The 17,314-nt window shown below is 48.2% G+C and carries 16 protein-coding genes; 4 read left to right on the top strand and 12 right to left on the bottom strand.

What is annotated here, in order from left to right:
• Positions 1-6: 6 nt before the first annotated feature.
• The 8 genes from hscA to trmJ all read right to left on the bottom strand — a co-directional run bounded on the left by hscA (position 7) and on the right by trmJ (position 6,975).
• Positions 7-1,869: a Fe-S protein assembly chaperone HscA gene (gene hscA / locus K5Q99_RS01585; RefSeq protein WP_220775830.1), complete on the bottom strand. Its 1,863-nt coding sequence runs from the start codon at positions 1,867-1,869 to the stop codon at positions 7-9.
• Positions 1,870-1,936: 67 nt separating this feature from the next.
• The gene (gene hscB / locus K5Q99_RS01580) at positions 1,937-2,461 is read right to left on the bottom strand and encodes a co-chaperone HscB (RefSeq protein ID WP_012089341.1); all 525 of its coding nucleotides are present in this window, start codon (positions 2,459-2,461) and stop codon (positions 1,937-1,939) included.
• Positions 2,462-2,477: 16 nt separating this feature from the next.
• Positions 2,478-2,801, bottom strand: coding sequence for an iron-sulfur cluster assembly protein IscA (gene iscA / locus K5Q99_RS01575; protein WP_107947761.1), 324 nt, complete (start codon positions 2,799-2,801; stop codon positions 2,478-2,480).
• A 14-nt stretch (positions 2,802-2,815) separates the two neighbouring features.
• Positions 2,816-3,199 (bottom strand): Fe-S cluster assembly scaffold IscU, encoded by a 384-nt coding sequence (gene iscU / locus K5Q99_RS01570; protein ID WP_011072277.1) that lies wholly within the window; start codon positions 3,197-3,199, stop codon positions 2,816-2,818.
• A gap of 37 nt (positions 3,200-3,236) precedes the next feature.
• Positions 3,237-4,451, bottom strand: coding sequence for an IscS subfamily cysteine desulfurase (locus K5Q99_RS01565; RefSeq protein WP_106650664.1), 1,215 nt, complete (start codon positions 4,449-4,451; stop codon positions 3,237-3,239).
• Between the two features lie 79 nt (positions 4,452-4,530).
• Positions 4,531-4,992 carry a Fe-S cluster assembly transcriptional regulator IscR gene (gene iscR / locus K5Q99_RS01560; protein WP_006081858.1) on the bottom strand — a complete coding sequence of 154 codons (462 nt, stop codon included), beginning with the start codon at positions 4,990-4,992 and terminating at the stop codon, positions 4,531-4,533.
• A gap of 378 nt (positions 4,993-5,370) precedes the next feature.
• Positions 5,371-6,192 (bottom strand): serine O-acetyltransferase, encoded by an 822-nt coding sequence (cysE, locus tag K5Q99_RS01555; RefSeq protein ID WP_028759817.1) that lies wholly within the window; start codon positions 6,190-6,192, stop codon positions 5,371-5,373.
• Positions 6,193-6,246: 54 nt separating this feature from the next.
• Positions 6,247-6,975 carry a tRNA (cytosine(32)/uridine(32)-2'-O)-methyltransferase TrmJ gene (gene trmJ, locus K5Q99_RS01550; RefSeq protein WP_106650665.1) on the bottom strand — a complete coding sequence of 243 codons (729 nt, stop codon included), beginning with the start codon at positions 6,973-6,975 and terminating at the stop codon, positions 6,247-6,249.
• A 153-nt stretch (positions 6,976-7,128) separates the two neighbouring features.
• Here trmJ and suhB point away from each other — a divergent pair, with 153 nt between their 5' ends.
• Positions 7,129-7,932 (top strand): inositol-1-monophosphatase, encoded by an 804-nt coding sequence (suhB, locus tag K5Q99_RS01545; RefSeq protein ID WP_106650666.1) that lies wholly within the window; start codon positions 7,129-7,131, stop codon positions 7,930-7,932.
• A 293-nt stretch (positions 7,933-8,225) separates the two neighbouring features.
• On the opposite strand, the gene lolE is transcribed toward suhB, so the two are convergent.
• The 3 genes from lolE to K5Q99_RS01530 form a co-directional block, all read right to left on the bottom strand.
• A complete protein-coding gene (gene lolE, locus K5Q99_RS01540; protein WP_220775829.1) occupies positions 8,226-9,476 on the bottom strand; it encodes a lipoprotein-releasing ABC transporter permease subunit LolE in 1,251 nt (416 codons plus the stop codon).
• Entirely contained in the window at positions 9,473-10,168 is a 696-nt protein-coding gene (gene lolD / locus K5Q99_RS01535) for a lipoprotein-releasing ABC transporter ATP-binding protein LolD (RefSeq protein ID WP_106650668.1), read from the bottom strand. The genes lolE and lolD overlap by 4 nt, the downstream gene beginning before the upstream one ends.
• Positions 10,169-10,294: 126 nt before the next feature.
• Positions 10,295-11,527 carry a lipoprotein-releasing ABC transporter permease subunit gene (locus K5Q99_RS01530; protein ID WP_220775828.1) on the bottom strand — a complete coding sequence of 411 codons (1,233 nt, stop codon included), beginning with the start codon at positions 11,525-11,527 and terminating at the stop codon, positions 10,295-10,297.
• A 94-nt stretch (positions 11,528-11,621) separates the two neighbouring features.
• Between K5Q99_RS01530 and K5Q99_RS01525 the strand changes: the two genes are divergently transcribed.
• The 3 genes from K5Q99_RS01525 to K5Q99_RS01515 all read left to right on the top strand — a co-directional run bounded on the left by K5Q99_RS01525 (position 11,622) and on the right by K5Q99_RS01515 (position 16,868).
• Entirely contained in the window at positions 11,622-12,284 is a 663-nt protein-coding gene (locus K5Q99_RS01525) for a hypothetical protein (protein WP_220775827.1), read from the top strand.
• Between the two features lie 85 nt (positions 12,285-12,369).
• Positions 12,370-15,867 carry a transcription-repair coupling factor gene (gene mfd / locus K5Q99_RS01520; protein ID WP_220775897.1) on the top strand — a complete coding sequence of 1,166 codons (3,498 nt, stop codon included), beginning with the start codon at positions 12,370-12,372 and terminating at the stop codon, positions 15,865-15,867.
• The gene (locus K5Q99_RS01515) at positions 15,867-16,868 is read left to right on the top strand and encodes a peptidoglycan binding protein CsiV (RefSeq protein WP_220775826.1); all 1,002 of its coding nucleotides are present in this window, start codon (positions 15,867-15,869) and stop codon (positions 16,866-16,868) included. The genes mfd and K5Q99_RS01515 overlap by 1 nt, the downstream gene beginning before the upstream one ends.
• Positions 16,869-16,929: 61 nt before the next feature.
• On the opposite strand, the gene K5Q99_RS01510 is transcribed toward K5Q99_RS01515, so the two are convergent.
• Positions 16,930-17,211: an acylphosphatase gene (locus K5Q99_RS01510; protein WP_220775896.1), complete on the bottom strand. Its 282-nt coding sequence runs from the start codon at positions 17,209-17,211 to the stop codon at positions 16,930-16,932.
• Between the last annotated feature and the right edge of the window lie 103 nt (positions 17,212-17,314).

Here is a 17,314-nt window from a genome sequence, read left to right as displayed (position 1 = left end):
CATCACCTATATGTTGTCGATCGACTGGCCTTTAAATGCCACTCGAATAGAATTGTCCATACGTCTGGCAGCAAAATCTTGGGTTTGCTCATCCAGTTTTTCAATCGCGAGTTTAATTGCATCGGCATCATCACCCGCGGCCACTTGCGCCACATTGGCCATGATGGCGTCAATTTGCCCACGCTCATCGGCATTCAGCAAGTCGCGATCTTTCGCTAACGCGGCATGTAAAGACTCGAGTACCCTCGCCGCCTCCACTTGCTGTTCGGCCAGCATACGACGAGTGATATCGTCTTTGGCATACTTCATCGAATCTTTCAGCATAGTGGCAATTTCAGTATCCGATAAACCAAATGATGGCTTAACTTGAATACTTGACTGCACGCCGGTGGATTTCTCCATCGCGGTCACGCTAAGTAAACCATCGGCATCCACTTGGAATGTCACCCGAATGTGCGCAGCGCCAGCGGCTAACGGCGGAATACCTTTTAAAGTAAAACGCGCCAGTGAGCGACAATCGTCAACCAGCTCACGCTCGCCCTGCACCACATGGAATGCCATGGCCGTTTGACCGTCTTTAAAGGTGGTAAATTCCTGTGCTCGCGCGACCGGAATCGTGGTATTACGCGATACCACTTTTTCCACTAAGCCGCCCATGGTCTCTATGCCTAATGACAAAGGGATCACATCGAGCAATAACAAATCCGATTCAGGTTTGTTACCCACTAAAATGTCGGCTTGAATGGCCGCGCCAATGGCGACAACTCGATCGGGATCGATAGATGTCAGCGGTGGTTTGCCGAAGAAAGCTTCGACCTGTTCACGCACTAATGGCACGCGCGTTGAACCGCCAACCATCACAGTTTCAAGCACTTCATCCGTTGTCACGCCCGCATCACGCAGGGTACGGCGACAGCTGGCAATGGTCTTCTTAACCAACGCCGCAATCATGGCATCAAATTCAGCTTTAGTAACGATTTGCGTCAGTTCAGTCCCATCGGCAAGGATCACTTTCGCTTCAGTTTCTACAGCATCCGTTAAGGCTTCTTTGACTCGACGCGATTCAATCAGCAACTGACGGCTTAATTGTGAGTCGATGTCACTAAGCTGCCACACTTGTTGCATATGTGCTTGCAATAAATGGTCAAAATCATCACCGCCAAGCGCTGAATCACCACCCGTAGCAAGCACCTCGAATACACCGCGATTCAAGCGCAAAATAGAAATATCGAAGGTGCCGCCGCCTAAGTCATAGATGGCAATCACACCCTCTTGCTTAGAGTCTAAGCCATAGGCAATCGCAGCAGCCGTCGGTTCATTCAACAAACGTAGCACTTTAACACCCAGCAAAGCTGCGGCATCTTTCGTGCCTTGGCGCTGGGCATCGTCGAAATACGCAGGTACGGTTATCACCACACCTTGCAGTTCGCCGCCTAAGGTTTTTTCAGCACGGGCGATCAGCGGACGTAAAATCTCCGCAGACACTTGCACGGGATTCACTTCGCCTTGGGGCGTCACAAATAAAGGTAAACCGTTTTCGCTTTCAGCAAACTCGTAGGGGAATGATTGCTCACCGGCTTTGATATCAGCCAGACTGCGGCCCATAAAACGCTTAACCGAAACGATCGTGTTTTGCGGATCCTGCGCCGAACTCAACGCCGCAAGGGCGCCGACTTCGACTGAATCTTGGGTATAACGCACGATAGAAGGTAATGAATGCTGTCCAAGTTCGTCCGGCAGGGTTGCCGTCTCGCCACTTCGAACAGCCGCCACCAAAGAATTGGTCGTACCTAAATCTATGCCAACGGCAAGTCTATGTTGGTGCGGCGCGGCACTTTGACCGGGCTCAGCTATCTGCAAAAGGGCCATATATATCCAACTTAGTAATGCCAACCCAAGCGTGCTTGAGTCAGCAAAGTAACATAAACACGGAAAATCAATCTAACAGAGCGTCTTCGACTCTGGTCAACTCGTCGTGTAATTTTGCCATAAATTTGAGTTTGCGAACTTGATCCGCCGCTAACAATGCATCTTCAGCCTGCTCACTGGTTAACAGTTGAGTCAATTGCTGAGTGAGTTGCGCGCGGTACTGCGCAAAAGATTGATATAGCTCGTCAATACTCGCTTGAGGATCGGCACTATCGCGTATGTCTTCCAACGCCTCGCGCCATTCCATTTGCTGCATCAAGAAGCCAGTATCTTTCACTGTGGTGGTTTCATGGCTTAATTCAATGCCACGCAGCGACAACATATGCTCAGCGCGGCGAATGGGATCTTTTAAGGTTTGAAAACCATCATTGACTTGCGCCGTGCGCTGCACCGACAACAATTTCTGCTGCTCAGTATCATTGGCAAATTTATCGGGATGAACCGCCCGTTGCAGTTCGCGGTAGCGTTCTGCAAGTAAGGCGGTATCAATATCGAAGGCAGGGGAAAATTTAAACAGCTCGAAATAATTCATGCGTCAACTTTAGCGGTTAAACAGTGAAACTCTCACCGCAACCACACTCACCTTTTGCGTTAGGATTATTAAATTGGAAGCCTTCATTCAGCCCTTCTTTAACAAAATCCAGCTCGATCCCTTGAAGATAGATGAGGCTTTTAGCATCGATGATAATTTTCACATCATCGATATCAAACACTTCATCATCATCATTTAAAGAATCAACGAACTCAAGTACATAAGCCATACCAGAACAGCCTGATGTTCTTAAGCCGAGACGCAGGCCTACGCCTTTGCCTCGGTTGACTAAGAAAGATCTGACACGATCGGCTGCCGCTGGGGTCATTGTAATCGCCATCTTAACTCCAGATGTTACTTAGCTTGTTTCGATTTGTACTCGTCGATAGCAGCTTTAATGGCATCTTCAGCCAAAATTGAACAGTGGATTTTCACCGGTGGCAATGCCAATTCTTCAGCGATATCTGTGTTCTTAATCGCCGCAGCTTGTTCGATAGTTTTGCCTTTAACCCACTCAGTTACCAGTGAGCTAGATGCAATCGCGCTACCACAACCGTAGGTTTTAAACTTAGCGTCTTCAATGATGCCATCAGCACCAATTTTCAACTGAAGTTTCATTACGTCACCGCAAGCAGGCGCGCCTACCATACCGGTCACGACCGAAGGATCGTTTTTATCAAAAGAACCAACGTTACGTGGGTTCTCATAATGATCTATCACTTTTTCACTGTAAGCCATGGTACTGCTCCAAAATTATCTATTGTAAAGGTCAGAATTAATGATGTGCCCATTGAACTTGGTTCAGGTCGATCCCATCTTTAAACATTTCCCACAAAGGAGACATTTCTCTTAATTTATCAATAGATTGAGTAATTACTTCGATAGCGTGATCGATTTCTTCTTCGGTGGTGAAACGGCCGATAGAGAAACGAATCGAGCTATGTGCCATTTCATCATTTAAGCCAAGTGCACGTAATACGTAGCTAGGCTCTAGGCTGGCTGAAGTACAAGCCGAACCCGATGAAACCGCTAAATCTTTCAGTGCCATCATTAACGACTCGCCTTCAACATAGTTGAAGCTGACGTTGAGGCTACCACTAACACGGTCAATCGCATCACCATTGATATAGGTTTCTTCAATGTGCTTGATGCCATTCCATAATTTGTCACGTAATGCACCGATACGGGCGTCATCAGAGGCCATTTCCGCTTTTGCGATTGCAGCCGCTTCACCTAAACCTACGATTTGGTGCGTTGGTAACGTACCGCTACGCATACCGCGCTCATGACCACCACCGTGCATTTGCGCTTCTAAGCGAATGCGTGGCTTACGGCGAACATACAGGGCACCGATACCTTTAGGTCCATACATTTTATGGCCAGAAATCGAAACCAAATCCACTTTAGTGGCTTGCACATCGATAGGCACTTTGCCCGCACTTTGCGCTGCATCCATGTGGAAAATAATGCCTTTTGAACGACATAGCTCACCGATTGCATCGATATCATGGATCACACCGATTTCGTTGTTGACGTGCATGATGCTGACAAGGATAGTGTCGTCACGCATTGCCGCTTCTAAACGTTCCATCGGAATGATGCCGTTTGCCGCAGGCTCTAAATAAGTCACTTCGAAACCTTCGCGCTCTAATTGGCGACAAGTATCGAGAACCGCTTTATGTTCAGTCTTACTGGTGATGATGTGCTTGCCTTTCTTATGATAGAAATGAGCAACACCTTTGATCGCAAGATTGTTTGATTCAGTTGCACCAGAAGTAAACACAATTTCACGGTGATCGGCGTTAATTAACTCAGCAATTTGATTGCGAGCAATATCTACCGCTTCTTCAGCTTGCCAGCCGTAGCGGTGTGAACGTGATGCCGGATTACCAAAGATGCCGTCCATTGTCATACATTGGAACATCTTTTCCGCGACTCTTGGATCAACAGGCGTGGTGGCGGCGTAATCTAAATAGATAGGAAGCTTCATAACACACTCCGTACTGAGCAGTCTCTGGTAGAGGCTACATACAACGTACAAAAATTATTTTTATATATAACAAAGGCCGTTATAAACTGACTCTTTGTTCCTTTTGCATAGTGTCTTGCTTAAGCGAGATAAATTGCACATCTCGTTTCTGCATCAAGCCAGCAAGACTGATACCATCTAAAAAATCTGAAATTTGTTTGCTTAAATCGCCCCAAAGTGAATGGGTTAAGCAGCGAGTTCCACTCTGACAATTGCCAAGTCCTTGGCAACGAGTCGCATCGACAGACTCGTCTACAGCATGGACAACCATGCCGACTGAAATATCATTGGCTTCTAGGCCTAAGCGATAACCACCGCCCGGTCCACGTACACTGGCAACTAAGCCGTGTTTTCTTAGCTTAGCGAAGAGTTGTTCCAGATAGGAAAGCGAAATCCCTTGTCTTTCAGAGATGTCCGCTAAGGGAACTGGTCCCGATGCTGAGTGGATTGCCACATCTAGCATAGCGGTTACTGCATAACGACCTTTTGATGTAAGTTTCATAACTACCATAGCTCCCGAACAGGTATGCATTATTTCAACATACCCGAGTAATTCAGTCAAGTATTAAAACCTACTAAAACACTCAAGTATATGAGTGTGCAAATAACCAATACCCTTTCATCTTGGTGGGGTATTTAACCTTTTTCTAGCTTAAGATTCAATGCTAGAGCGCCAATTAATCGACTTCTAGCACGATATAAACCCACAATAAAAGTCATCGCTGCACTGTAACGCGATCAAACTCAGGTTTGGTCGCAATATGCGCCTTTACAACAGGATAAGCTAAAGTAAAATGCTAAAGTAGACCCTTGCGAGAGTCAGCCCTTAAGCAAGTAAGGCCACTAAGTTAAATCATTTCGTTGAACCATTTCTTGAAACTTAGATACTCGGATCAAACTCATCTAATGCACTATGGCGTTTTTCCGCTGCCGCTTTTTCTGCATCATTAAACTCGCCCATATCCAGCTCTGGCAGTTTTTCGGTGCAGACATTACCCCCCAACCCTTGAATGGCTTGACACAACTCTTGAACTTTCGAGTCCATCAGATGCATGTGATCGAGCATCTGCCCTATTGCATTGGCAACAGGATCGGGATTATCCGGTGATACCGCGTACGCATCGAAGCCATATTTTTTTGCCATCGCGCTGCGGCGTTCAGTTTTCTCTTTCGATTGCGGTGACGGCGTGGCTACTACACGCCCAGGAATACCCACGACTGTGGTATCTTTTGGCACATCTTTCACTACGACTGAGTTTGACCCCACACGCGCACCGTCGTGCATAGTAATTGGACCGAGGATTTTAGCTCCCGCGCCTACCACCACGTTATTGGCTAACGTCGGGTGACGTTTACCCGCTTGCCATGTGGTTCCGCCAAGCGTGACACCATGATAAAGCGTGCAATCATCACCGATCTCAGCCGTTTCACCAATCACCACCCCCATACCATGGTCGATAAAAAATCGATGACCTATGGTCGCACCAGGATGGATTTCAACGCCCGTCAGCCAACGGGAGAAAGTCGATAAACAACGAGCCGTTAAACGCCAATCACGCTTCCATAACTTATGGCTTATCCGATGCAACCAAATGGCATGCATGCCCGGATAGTTAACCAAGATCTCAAACGCGCTGCGCGCAGCAGGATCACGGTGATATATAGATTCAATATCTTCTTTTAGCCTAGCTATCACGCCCATTGTTTATCCCTTTGCAGTCATTCTATACGGTGATTATTGATGATGAGGATTTGGCTATTTATCTTTAGAACCAGTGACTTTATCAATAGAGGTCAAGATTCCCCTGAGGATATTCATCTCCTGACTCTCAATCCGCGCACGACTAAACAAGCGGCGCAGTTTCATCATCACTTGTCCGGGATGATTCTTAATGATAAATCCGGTTGATAACAGCGTCGTCTCAAGGTGTGCAAAGAAACGTTCCTGATCGGCGGCCAAGGGATACTCGGTTAGCGCTTCTTCGGCCACTTCTTTTTGTGCGAGGTGGGCAACACGGGTTTCATAACAAATGATTTGTACGGCTTGCGCAAGGTTGAGCGAGCTGTATTCAGGATTCGCAGGAATCGCCACATGATAAGTACACTGTTGCAACTCTTCATTACTTAAGCCGTGGTTCTCACGGCCAAATACTATGGCAACGGGGCCTTTAAGTGCCTCGGTCGCTAATTTAACCCCTGCTTCTCTTGGCTCTAACATTGGCCAGTCTAAGGTTCGGCTGCGCGCACTGGTTGCAATCACGAGACTGCAATCAGCAATCGCTTCAGCGAGTGAATCCACTTTCACAAGATGTTTCAGAATATCCGATGCACCCGCGGCTAATGCAATGGAATGCCCATCGGGTTCAACACGCGGTTCTGCAAGGTACAGATTTGACAGACCCATAGTCTTCATCGCTCTGGCAGTGGAACCAATATTGCCGGGGTGCGAAGTCCCCACTAAAACCACTCGAATATTACTTAGCATGAAACAACTTAATTTAATTCATAAAACGTTGGGGACGAATATTATCACAGCCATTGCCGAATGCTTATATGAAAATCGGTATTTGATATAACTATCAAATCGAGTATAATGCCGCCCGCTATTTTAACGTTCTTTAACATCCAGGGGATTGCAATGCATCCGATGCTGACGATTGCTGTACGCGCTGCCCGCGCGGCCGGCCAAAATATTATGCGCGCCTATACCGAACTTGACCGTATTGAAGTCAGTTCAAAAGGTATCAACGATTTTGTTACCAGTGTAGACAAGGAAGCAGAAGCGACTATTACTTACCAAATTCGTAAATCTTACCCTGATCACACTATCGTGGGTGAAGAGAAAGGCGAAAACCGCGGTGAGAATAGCGACTACGTTTGGATAGTTGACCCTCTGGATGGCACTAACAACTTTGTTAGAGGCATTCCCCACTTCGCGATTTCTATCGCTCTGCAACATAAAGGTAAAACTGAAGTTGCCGTTGTTTACGATCCTGTCCGTGAAGAACTCTTTACTGCCGTCCGCGGTAAAGGCGCAAAACTCAATGATTTCCGTCTGCGTGTGACTAACGTGAATGAATTAGCCCCAACAATGATTGGTACAGGCTTCCCATTCAAGGCCCGTCAACACACTGAAACTTATATGGCTATTTTCGGCGAAGTGTTCGGCCAATGTGCTGACCTACGTCGCGCAGGTTCTGCCGCATTAGATTTAGCCTATGTTGCTGCGGGTCGTTTAGACGGTTTCTTCGAAATCGGCTTAAAGCCATGGGATATCGCTGCTGGTGATCTTATCTGCCGCGAAGCGGGCGGTACAGTTACCGACTTCACTGGCAACCATAACTATTTGATTTCTGGTAACATAGTTGCAGGTTCACCTAAAGTGACCACAGAATTAGTTAAAATCATGCGTCCATTATTGAACGAAGGTTTAAAGCGTTAATATTAAGCGATTAGTTTCGAAGCGTTAGCCTCGAAGTTTAGTTCCGAAGCGTTAGTGTCAAGTGCTCGAAGTATTAAGCTCGACTACCGCTTCGCTTTCAAAACGCTAGATACAAAACGCATAGATACAAAACGTTAGACATAAAAAAGGCCAGTGGCAAACTCTTCTAAGAGCGCTCACTGGCCTTTTTGTTTATGGGGCTTTCATTCCTAAAACTTTAAGAAGATAGTCCTGCAAGCGTGCACTGATTTTCAACGATAACCAGCTCACAGGACGTACAACCACTCAATAGATTATCTACCTGCCAAAGCTTGTGCTGGCGCAATCTGGCTGGCCTTCCAAGCAGGATAAAGCGTGGCGATTAAGCTCATGAGAAATGCCATCACAATCACCAGCGCCGCATCTGAGCCATGTAACTCAGACGGTAAAAAGTCGACAAAGTACACATCGGCTGACAGCAGTTGAATACCGAGCAACTGCTCAACTGAGCTGGCAATCGCACTTAAATTCAGTGCCACGCTCACGCCGATAATGCCGCCAAGACCACAGCCAAGCAGACCATTCAAGGCGCCCTGCACCATGAAGATCCCCATTACAGCCAAACGACTCAAACCCATGGTCATCAAAATCGCAATTTCTGAGGCTTTATCCCGCACCGCCATCACTAAGGTGGAAACGATATTAAAGCAAGCGACACCAATCACCAGCACTAGCACTAAGTACATGACTGTGCGAACCAACTGAATATCTTGATATAAATGCCCTTGGGTACGGGTCCAGTCACTGATATACACCGACTGCTTTTGCGCATAACCAAGCTCGCGCACTTTGACGGGGGCATCAAACACTTTATCGACGCTAATACGCACGCCAGTCACGCCGCTCTTCATGTTCAAGATCTGCGCCGCGTACTGCATAGGAATATAAGCCGTGGTCAGCTCAAGCTCGCCACCAAGATTATAAGCGCCAGATACCACAAAACGATGGCTCTTCGCCGCACGTAAACTGCCCGCCGCTTCTGGATCCATATCCTGTACATACAAGGCCAGCGTATCTCCAATCTCAAGCCCTAACTTAGTGAGCAAGCTTTGCCCAAGGACGATGTGATTTTCATCTTGGCCGAGACTCTGCCAGCTGGCATCACTCATAAATTGCGCCAATGTCGAGACCTTGATTTCTTCTTTTGGATCAATCCCCACCACGGCTAATCCCTGAAAACCACCGGGCTTTTGCACTAAACCTTGCATACGGATAAAAGGCGCTGCGCCGCGAATGCCTTCAATTAACAGCGCCCCCTCGGCTACACTCTGCCAGTTCGCGATTGGCTCGCTCACACCGACTATGTCCGCCTGCGGCACGACACCAAGCAATCTATGTTCTAACTCGCGCTCAAATCCGTTCATTGCCGACAGGACTATGATCAATACCGCCACGCCTAAGGCAATACCGGCAGTCGATGCGAAGGAAATAAAGCTAATAAAGCTGTTCGATTGGCGGGCGCGATAAAAACGCCAACCAATGGATAAGGCTAACGGTCCTTTCATACTTGGGTTTCCGCCGCTAATTGCAGGAAGCCGTTCTTCATCATCAGCTGGCGGTCCATACGGGCGGCCAATTTATGATCATGGGTCACCACCACAAACGCCGTGCCTAACTGATCGGCCAACTCGCGGATCAACTCATAAACCGCATCGCCGCTATTGGCATCTAAGTTACCCGTAGGTTCATCGGCCAGCACTAATTTAGGTTTATTAATCAAGGCTCTTGCAATAGCAACACGTTGACGTTCACCGCCCGATAACTCGGCGGGAATGTGCGTCATGCGATGCCCTAAACCGACCCGCTCCAATAAGGCTTTAGCATCGGCGAGCGCCCGTTTACGATCTTTACCTTGAATAAACGCTGGCATAGCGACGTTTTCTAACGCGGTAAATTCTGGCAATAAATGATGGAATTGATAGATAAAACCTAAGTCTTGGTTACGGATCTGCGCTTGGCGTGCACTGGACACTTGATATAAATCTTCGCCTAACAGCAAGACTTTACCTGCGGTTGGTTCATCTAACGTGCCCATAATGTGCAGCAAGGTACTTTTGCCTGAGCCAGAGCTGCCGACAATCGCCAACTGCTCGCCCTTAAACACTTGCAGATCAACATTAGACAACACTTGCGTGGTCACGGCGCCATCATGATAACTCTTACTGACACTCTGCACTTGCAGTAACACGTCTTGCATTGAAGTTCTCTCTTAAACAGGCTTTGGCATCGATTTATGTCATCAAATCAATGCATTTAATTATTCGCATCTTGCTAAACCGTCACTCAATTCAACAGTGGCGACGGTGTGCAGCTATTGGCGTATTTACTCGTATCTGAGCGCAGTCGCGGGTTGCACATTAGCAGCGCGCAGTGCGGGATATAAGGTCGCCAACAGGGTTACCAGTAGCGTACCAATCACGATCACTGACAACTGCATCAATTCCAGTTTCACTGGCAGGCTCTGCCCCACACCTAAAATGGAAATCCCTAAGGTGGTCATAATGCCATTCAGATTCAAGGTAATGAGTATCCCGACCGCCAGCCCCAGTACTAAACCGAGCACCGCATTAAGCGACCCCTGCACCACAAAAATGCCCATCACGGCGGGCGTAGTTACCCCTTGGGTTTTGAGCACCGCCACATCAGTGGTTTTATCGACCACCATCATCACCAGCGCCGAGACAATATTAAAAGCGGCCACGGCTACAATCAGACTCAACATCAGCGACATCATGTTCTTTTCCATTTTGACCGCGCCGAACAAGTGGCCATAGGTATCACGCCAATCGCTGGTTGTCGCCTTAATGCCATGTTTAGCTAATATATCCTGCACTTTAGGCGCTAAAGCCGGTGCGCTAAAGGGATCGGCTAAATAGAGTCTGAGCTGATCAATAGCCTCACTGGGTTGACGCATCAGCCGTTTCGCATCTTGATAATGGATATACGCCACGCCCGCATCGACCTGAGAGCCCATTTCAAAAATGCCTGAGACCAAAAACTTACGTTGACTCGGCACAGGGCCTAAGGGCGAATACACTACGCCATCGCCACTTAATAACCGCACCGTATCACCGGGGGCGACTTTAAGTTGTCTTGCCAGTTCAGAGCCTAAAATCACCTTGTAGTCACCGCTCGTCAGTTGCTCAAATGCTCCTGAGTAAGTGTGCTGGGCAACCGAAGACAACTTTTCCGCTAACTCGGGAAACACGCCATAAACTTGCACAGCGCGAATGTTCGCCGCCGATTGCACCATGGCCTGCGTCGACACGCTCGGCGTTACGCCTAATACGCCCGGTAAGGCTTTAAGCGCACTCGCCTGCTCAGTCCAATCGACTAAAGGCGTTTCACTATAAAGGGTTAATTGCGGCACCGCGCCTAAGATACGTTGCTTGAGTTGGCCTTCGAGACCATTCATCACAGAACTCACAACAATAAGCGCGGCAACACCTAAAAAAATGCCCGATACGGCAAATAGAGTAATAAACGACGCGAACGCGTTCGCTTTTCTGGCCCGCCAATAACGGTAACCAATATAGAAAGGGAATCCTGGATTCATTGAAAGAGGGTTGCGTCCTGTGTGCTGAACTTGCTAAATCATGAAGATGGGCACGATAATAGGGGTATTGGTCCTATAAATAAAGAGGCAAGCCTTGTTCACTGACACCAATCCGTATTTTAGTGTGCCTCACCACTTCACCGCCTACTTAAGTCTGTGGCCGAGTTCCGAGCCATTACCCTCAGAAATGGCACTGAGATCAATGCAATCATTGGGTATTCAACTACTCAGCGAAGTGAAAACACTTGAAGCCAACTGCTTGCTACAACTGCGCCATTTAGATAACGAGGCAAAAGTTGTCGTGGACTTTTTAAAGCTGCAATCCCGCAAAGTGGATTTAGTGCTGCAGCATGTATTAGAGAAAGAAACCCAAGAGGGCGAAAAATGCATTGGCAATCAGTTTGGTGGCAGCGGCCTAAGACTGCTCACGCCCACAGCCTTAACCATAGGCTCACACTATAAAATCACCCTGTTTATTCATGACGAATTAGTCGCCATTTTGTGTTTTGGCAAAGTAACCGCCTCTACCGCGCTAAAAACGCTATCTACCGAGAGCGGCGCCAATAGCAATACTCATAATGGTGACACACAAAATGCCGAGCAACATACACAGGCGGCTCCTGCCCCGCAATGGCAAACCGACTTTGAATTCAGTCAAATTCTCGAGGCTGACGTGGAACAATTAGTCAAAGCCAGCCTTAATGTACAGCAGAAACAACTCAAGTTACGTAAACTCGCCAGAGACGAGCGTCAATAGCCGCTGACTTTTCGCTGGCACCTGCGCCATCAAGTCTCTACAATGTCTGCAACTCTTTGTGAATGAATCAGTTTATCGCACGCCAATGACTCACATATCAGCCCTAACGCCGCCAGCCGTCAAAAATGGCACTCAAATCCAGACTCTGTCCACCGTGGGCGGCGTTTGCCAAGCCGTTACACTCGCCAGTTTAGCGCGTCAACATAAAGGGACGACCTTAGTTGTTACCAGTGATACGCCAAGCGCCTTAAGCTTAGAGCTAGAACTGAGTTATTTGCTCGGTAAAACAGGCATTAAGGTCAGATTATTCCCTGACCGCGAAACCTTGCCCTACGACAGTTTTTCGCCCCATCAGGATTTGATCTCCCAGCGACTCGAAACCCTGTCGCAGTTATCGCAGATTGAGCAAAACATCGTTATCGTGCCCGTCACGACCTTGATGATGCGCCTGCCACCTAAGGCCTATTTGAGCGCCAACGTGTTTGTGCTGAAAAAAGGTGATAGCTACAAATTACATGATGTACGCCAGCATTTAACCGACACTGGCTACCATTCAGTTGAGCAAGTGTATGAACACGGCGAGTTTGCGATTCGCGGCTCGATTCTGGATATCTTCCCAACGGGGATGAATATGCCGCTGCGCATCGAGCTATTCGATGACGAAGTGGAGACCATCCGCCATTTTGATCCAGAAACCCAACGCTCATTGCAACCTGTCGATTCGATTCGCCTATTGCCCGCGAAGGAGTTTCCAACTGATAGCTCAGCCATCGAAGGGTTTAGGCAAAGATACCGCCGCCGTTTCGAGGTCATAGTCAAAGAGCCAGAATCGGTTTATCAGCTGGTGAGCCGCAACTTGATGCCGGCGGGGATTGAAAACTACCTGCCGCTGTTTTTTGATGACACAGCGACCCTATTCGATTACTTGCCCAAGGATACTCAACTCGTCACTTTAGGCGATATCGAAAAGTCGGCGCGCGCCCATCTGCAAGAAGTCGAGCATCGCTATCAAGACAGGCGCGTCGATCCACTGCGGCCATTACTGGCGCCTAAAGAACTGTATCTACTCATCGAAGAGTTATTTGCCGCCTTTAAACCGCTGCCACGTTATCAAATGCACGTGCCGACGGATGGCACTGAAACAACGAAAGCGGTGGTGATTGCCGCCAGCCCCCTGCCCGACATCAGCGCCAACCATAAATTAAAGCAACCGCTGCTAGCACTGCAAGATTATGCCAGCAGCGCCAAACGCATGTTGTTTAGCGCCGAGTCCGAGGGTCGCCGCGAAGCACTGCTTGAATTGCTCGCTAAAATTCAGCTTAAACCTGCGCTGTTTAACCATTTTGATGAATTTATTCAAAGTGATGCCAAGTTAGGCCTTATCGTGTCGCCGCTGTCACGGGGTTGTGTACTAGACATCAATGCCAAAAACAGTGTCAGCATTATTTGTGAAACTGAGCTCTTCGGCCATCGGATTTCCCAGCAACGCCGCCGTGAAAAACAGCGTCAGATCAGTAACGATGCCCTGATTAAAAACTTGGCCGAACTCAAAGTTGGCCAGCCCATAGTGCATTTAGAACACGGCGTTGCACTTTATAGGGGCTTAGTCACCCTAGATACGGGTGGACTGGTCGCCGAATACCTGCAATTGGAATACGCCGGCGGCGATAAACTGTATGTGCCAGTGTCTTCATTGCACCTTATCAGTCGCTATAGTGTTGGCGCCGATGAAGACGCCCACTTAAATAAACTCGGCAACGAGACTTGGGCTAAAGCCAAGAAAAAAGCCATTGAAAAAATCCGCGATGTTGCGGCCGAATTGCTCGATGTCTATGCCCGTCGCCAAGCGCGTCCCGGCGAAAGCTGCACCATTGACGAAGAAGAATACGCCCAATTCGCCCGCGGTTTCCCCTTTGAAGAAACCGTCGATCAAGAAAGCGCCATTATCGCCGTGTTAGCCGATATGCAATCGCCGACCGCAATGGACAGATTAGTCTGTGGCGATGTGGGCTTTGGTAAAACCGAAGTCGCTATGCGCGCCGCCTTTGTGGCCGTCAACGCCGGCAAACAAGTGGTCGTGCTGGTTCCGACCACATTGCTTGCCCAGCAACACTATGAAAACTTTAAAGACAGATTTGCCGACTGGCCCGTAGTCACCGAAGTGATGTCACGTTTTCGTACCGCCAAAGAACAGAATCAAGTGCTGCAGCAACTGGAAGAAGGCAAAGTCGATATTGTTATCGGGACTCACAAGTTACTGCAATCTGAGGCCAAGTTTGAAAATTTAGGCCTGCTGATCATCGACGAAGAACACAGATTCGGTGTGCGTCAGAAAGAGAAAATCAAGGCGCTGCGTGCCAACGTCGATATCTTAACCCTGACCGCGACGCCTATTCCACGGACCTTAAACATGGCCATGTCGGGCATGCGCGATTTATCGATTATCGCCACCCCGCCCGCCAAACGTTTAGCGGTAAAAACCTTTGTGCGGGAATCCGATCCTGCAACCGTGCGCGAGGCTATTTTGCGGGAAATTCTCCGTGGCGGCCAAGTGTATTATCTGCACAATAATGTTGAAACCATTGAGAAATGTGCCCAAGGCATTATCGATTTACTGCCTGAAGCGCGAGTCGTCGTCGCCCATGGGCAAATGCGTGAGCGTGACCTTGAGCGGGTGATGTCAGACTTTTATCACCAAAGATTCAACGTGTTAGTCTGTACCACTATTATCGAAACCGGTATCGACGTGCCCAGTGCCAACACCATTATTATTGAGCGCGCCGACACCTTTGGTCTGGCACAGTTACACCAATTGCGTGGCCGCGTCGGACGCTCGCACCATCAGGCCTATGCCTATTTGATGACGCCGCATCCTAAACGTATGACCCCAGATGCGCGTAAGCGTTTAGAAGCCATTGATGCTCTTGAAGATCTCGGTGCGGGATTTATGCTGGCGACGCAGGATTTAGAGATCCGCGGTGCAGGTGAACTCTTAGGCGATGAGCAGAGCGGCCATATTTCGAAAATTGGTTTTAGCTTATACATGGAAATGCTCGAAGCGGCAGTCAAGGCCTTAAAACAAGGTAAAGAGCCCTCGCTGGCGCAAATGCTCAATCAGCAATGCGAGATTGAACTGCGTATCCCCGCCCTGCTGCCAGAGGACTATGTGAGTGACGTCAATATTCGTCTATCCCTCTATAAACGCATTGCAGGTTGCGAAACACAAGCGGCGCTGGATGAACTAAAAGTCGAATTAATCGACCGTTTTGGCTTATTGCCCGAACCGACGCGCAACTTAATGGAAATGACCCTCTATAAACATGAGGCGACTCGCTTAGGGGCGACTAAAATAGAAGTGCACAGCAAAGGTGGTAGCATCGAATTTAGTGATGATCACGTTATAGACCCTATGTTTATTATTGGATTGCTCCAAAGCCAGCCACAAATCTATCGAATGGAAGGACCGAATAAGTTAAAGTTCAGCCTTGCGGCCGAAACCAGTAAAGACAGGCTCGCTTTGGTCAAACTCTTGCTCGAACAACTATCTCAACATCAATCGCAACATCGTCTTGGAGATAAATAGTGTTACGTAAACTCGCGGTCTCTATCGCTACCCTCATTGCACTATCGCACAGTCAGGTCGTCCAAGCGGAAGCTTGGTTCGAAGTTGAAGTCTATGTATTTGAACGCCAAAGTCAGTCGACTGAACAATGGCCAGAAGCACCGATCAAGACAAAAACCGATAACGCGATAGACTTGATCTCTCCAGCGGTTGCACAAGCAGTCACCCCAATGGCGAGTGAGTCGGCGCCTTGTACGCTAGTATTTGATGCCGATGCCAATAGCCATTGCGCCGAAACCTTAAACGGTGAGCCAACGTCTGAGCCTGTAGCTGCCGCACCGACCAGTGTTGAATATCGCTATCCGCCAGTGATCCCATCAGAAATCAGCAGCGCAACAAACAGTTATGCCAGCGCCAATGGCGGTCCAGTGTTATTAGCACGCAGCCAAAGCCAGTTTGCGAGTATTATCAATAGTATCTCCCGTGAACGCGGCACGCGCAGTTTACTGCACATGGCGTGGCAACAACCAATGCGTGGTAAAAGTGGTTCAGTGCCTATTCGTTTATTTGCGGGTAAAGATTTCTCAGGTACATATCACTTCGATGGCAGAAAAATCATTAAGCAAGCTCAAGCTGAGCCTATGACTCATGCCGATGGCACGCCTATGCTTGCGCCAGTGGTATCACCGGTGTGGGAATTAGATGGCACACTGAATATTTATTTAAGCCACTATTTGTATATTGAAACCGCACTGAATTTGCGTAAAGAAGGCCGGAAGTTATTACCAGTAATGCCAAGCGATGCATCAGACAGCAGCGCAACGCTCACGGCGCCCAAAGTCATGACACCGTTTTTAATGTCAGTGCCTTTGGAACAAAACCGTCGGGTGAAGAGTGAAGAAATCCATTATTTAGATCACCCCGAAATGGGCATGGTGATCCAAATTCGTAAGATGGCACAACCTAGTGCACAGCAAATAAGTTTGAATACTGAATCAATACAAACGGTTGGACAATACTGAACCTATACGTAAACCGCAAAAGACTTAAGACAGGACAGCTGTTTAAGACTGTACTTTTAACTTAAGACTGTACTATGGAGAAGTCGAGGTAGATATCATCGGCTTCGTCTTCTCCCACAGTGACCGTTAAGCCCTCGGTACAGGGCACGCCCACTTCGCACCAAGCAATTAAATTGTTCACCGCAATATCACTGCCTTGAGCTAAGATTTCGACACTGCCATCGCGGCAATTGGTGACATAGCCTGTCACCCCCAAGGCTCTGGCCTTTGTCAGGGTCGCATGCCGACAACCCACTCCTTGCACTTTTCCGGTCAAATTATACCATTCCGCATTAAAGTTCAGTCACCTTTGCCCATTCCCGAGAGCACATTTTTACCACGCGTTTTGTACAACTGATAAAGCTGTTCCATGCCTGGCTGCAGGCATCCACTATGTCCTCATATCC

It is taken from the genome of Shewanella hafniensis (assembly GCF_019655335.1).
GTDB lineage: Bacteria > Pseudomonadota > Gammaproteobacteria > Enterobacterales > Shewanellaceae > Shewanella > Shewanella hafniensis.
This window is presented reverse-complemented; position numbering and strand designations above follow the sequence as displayed.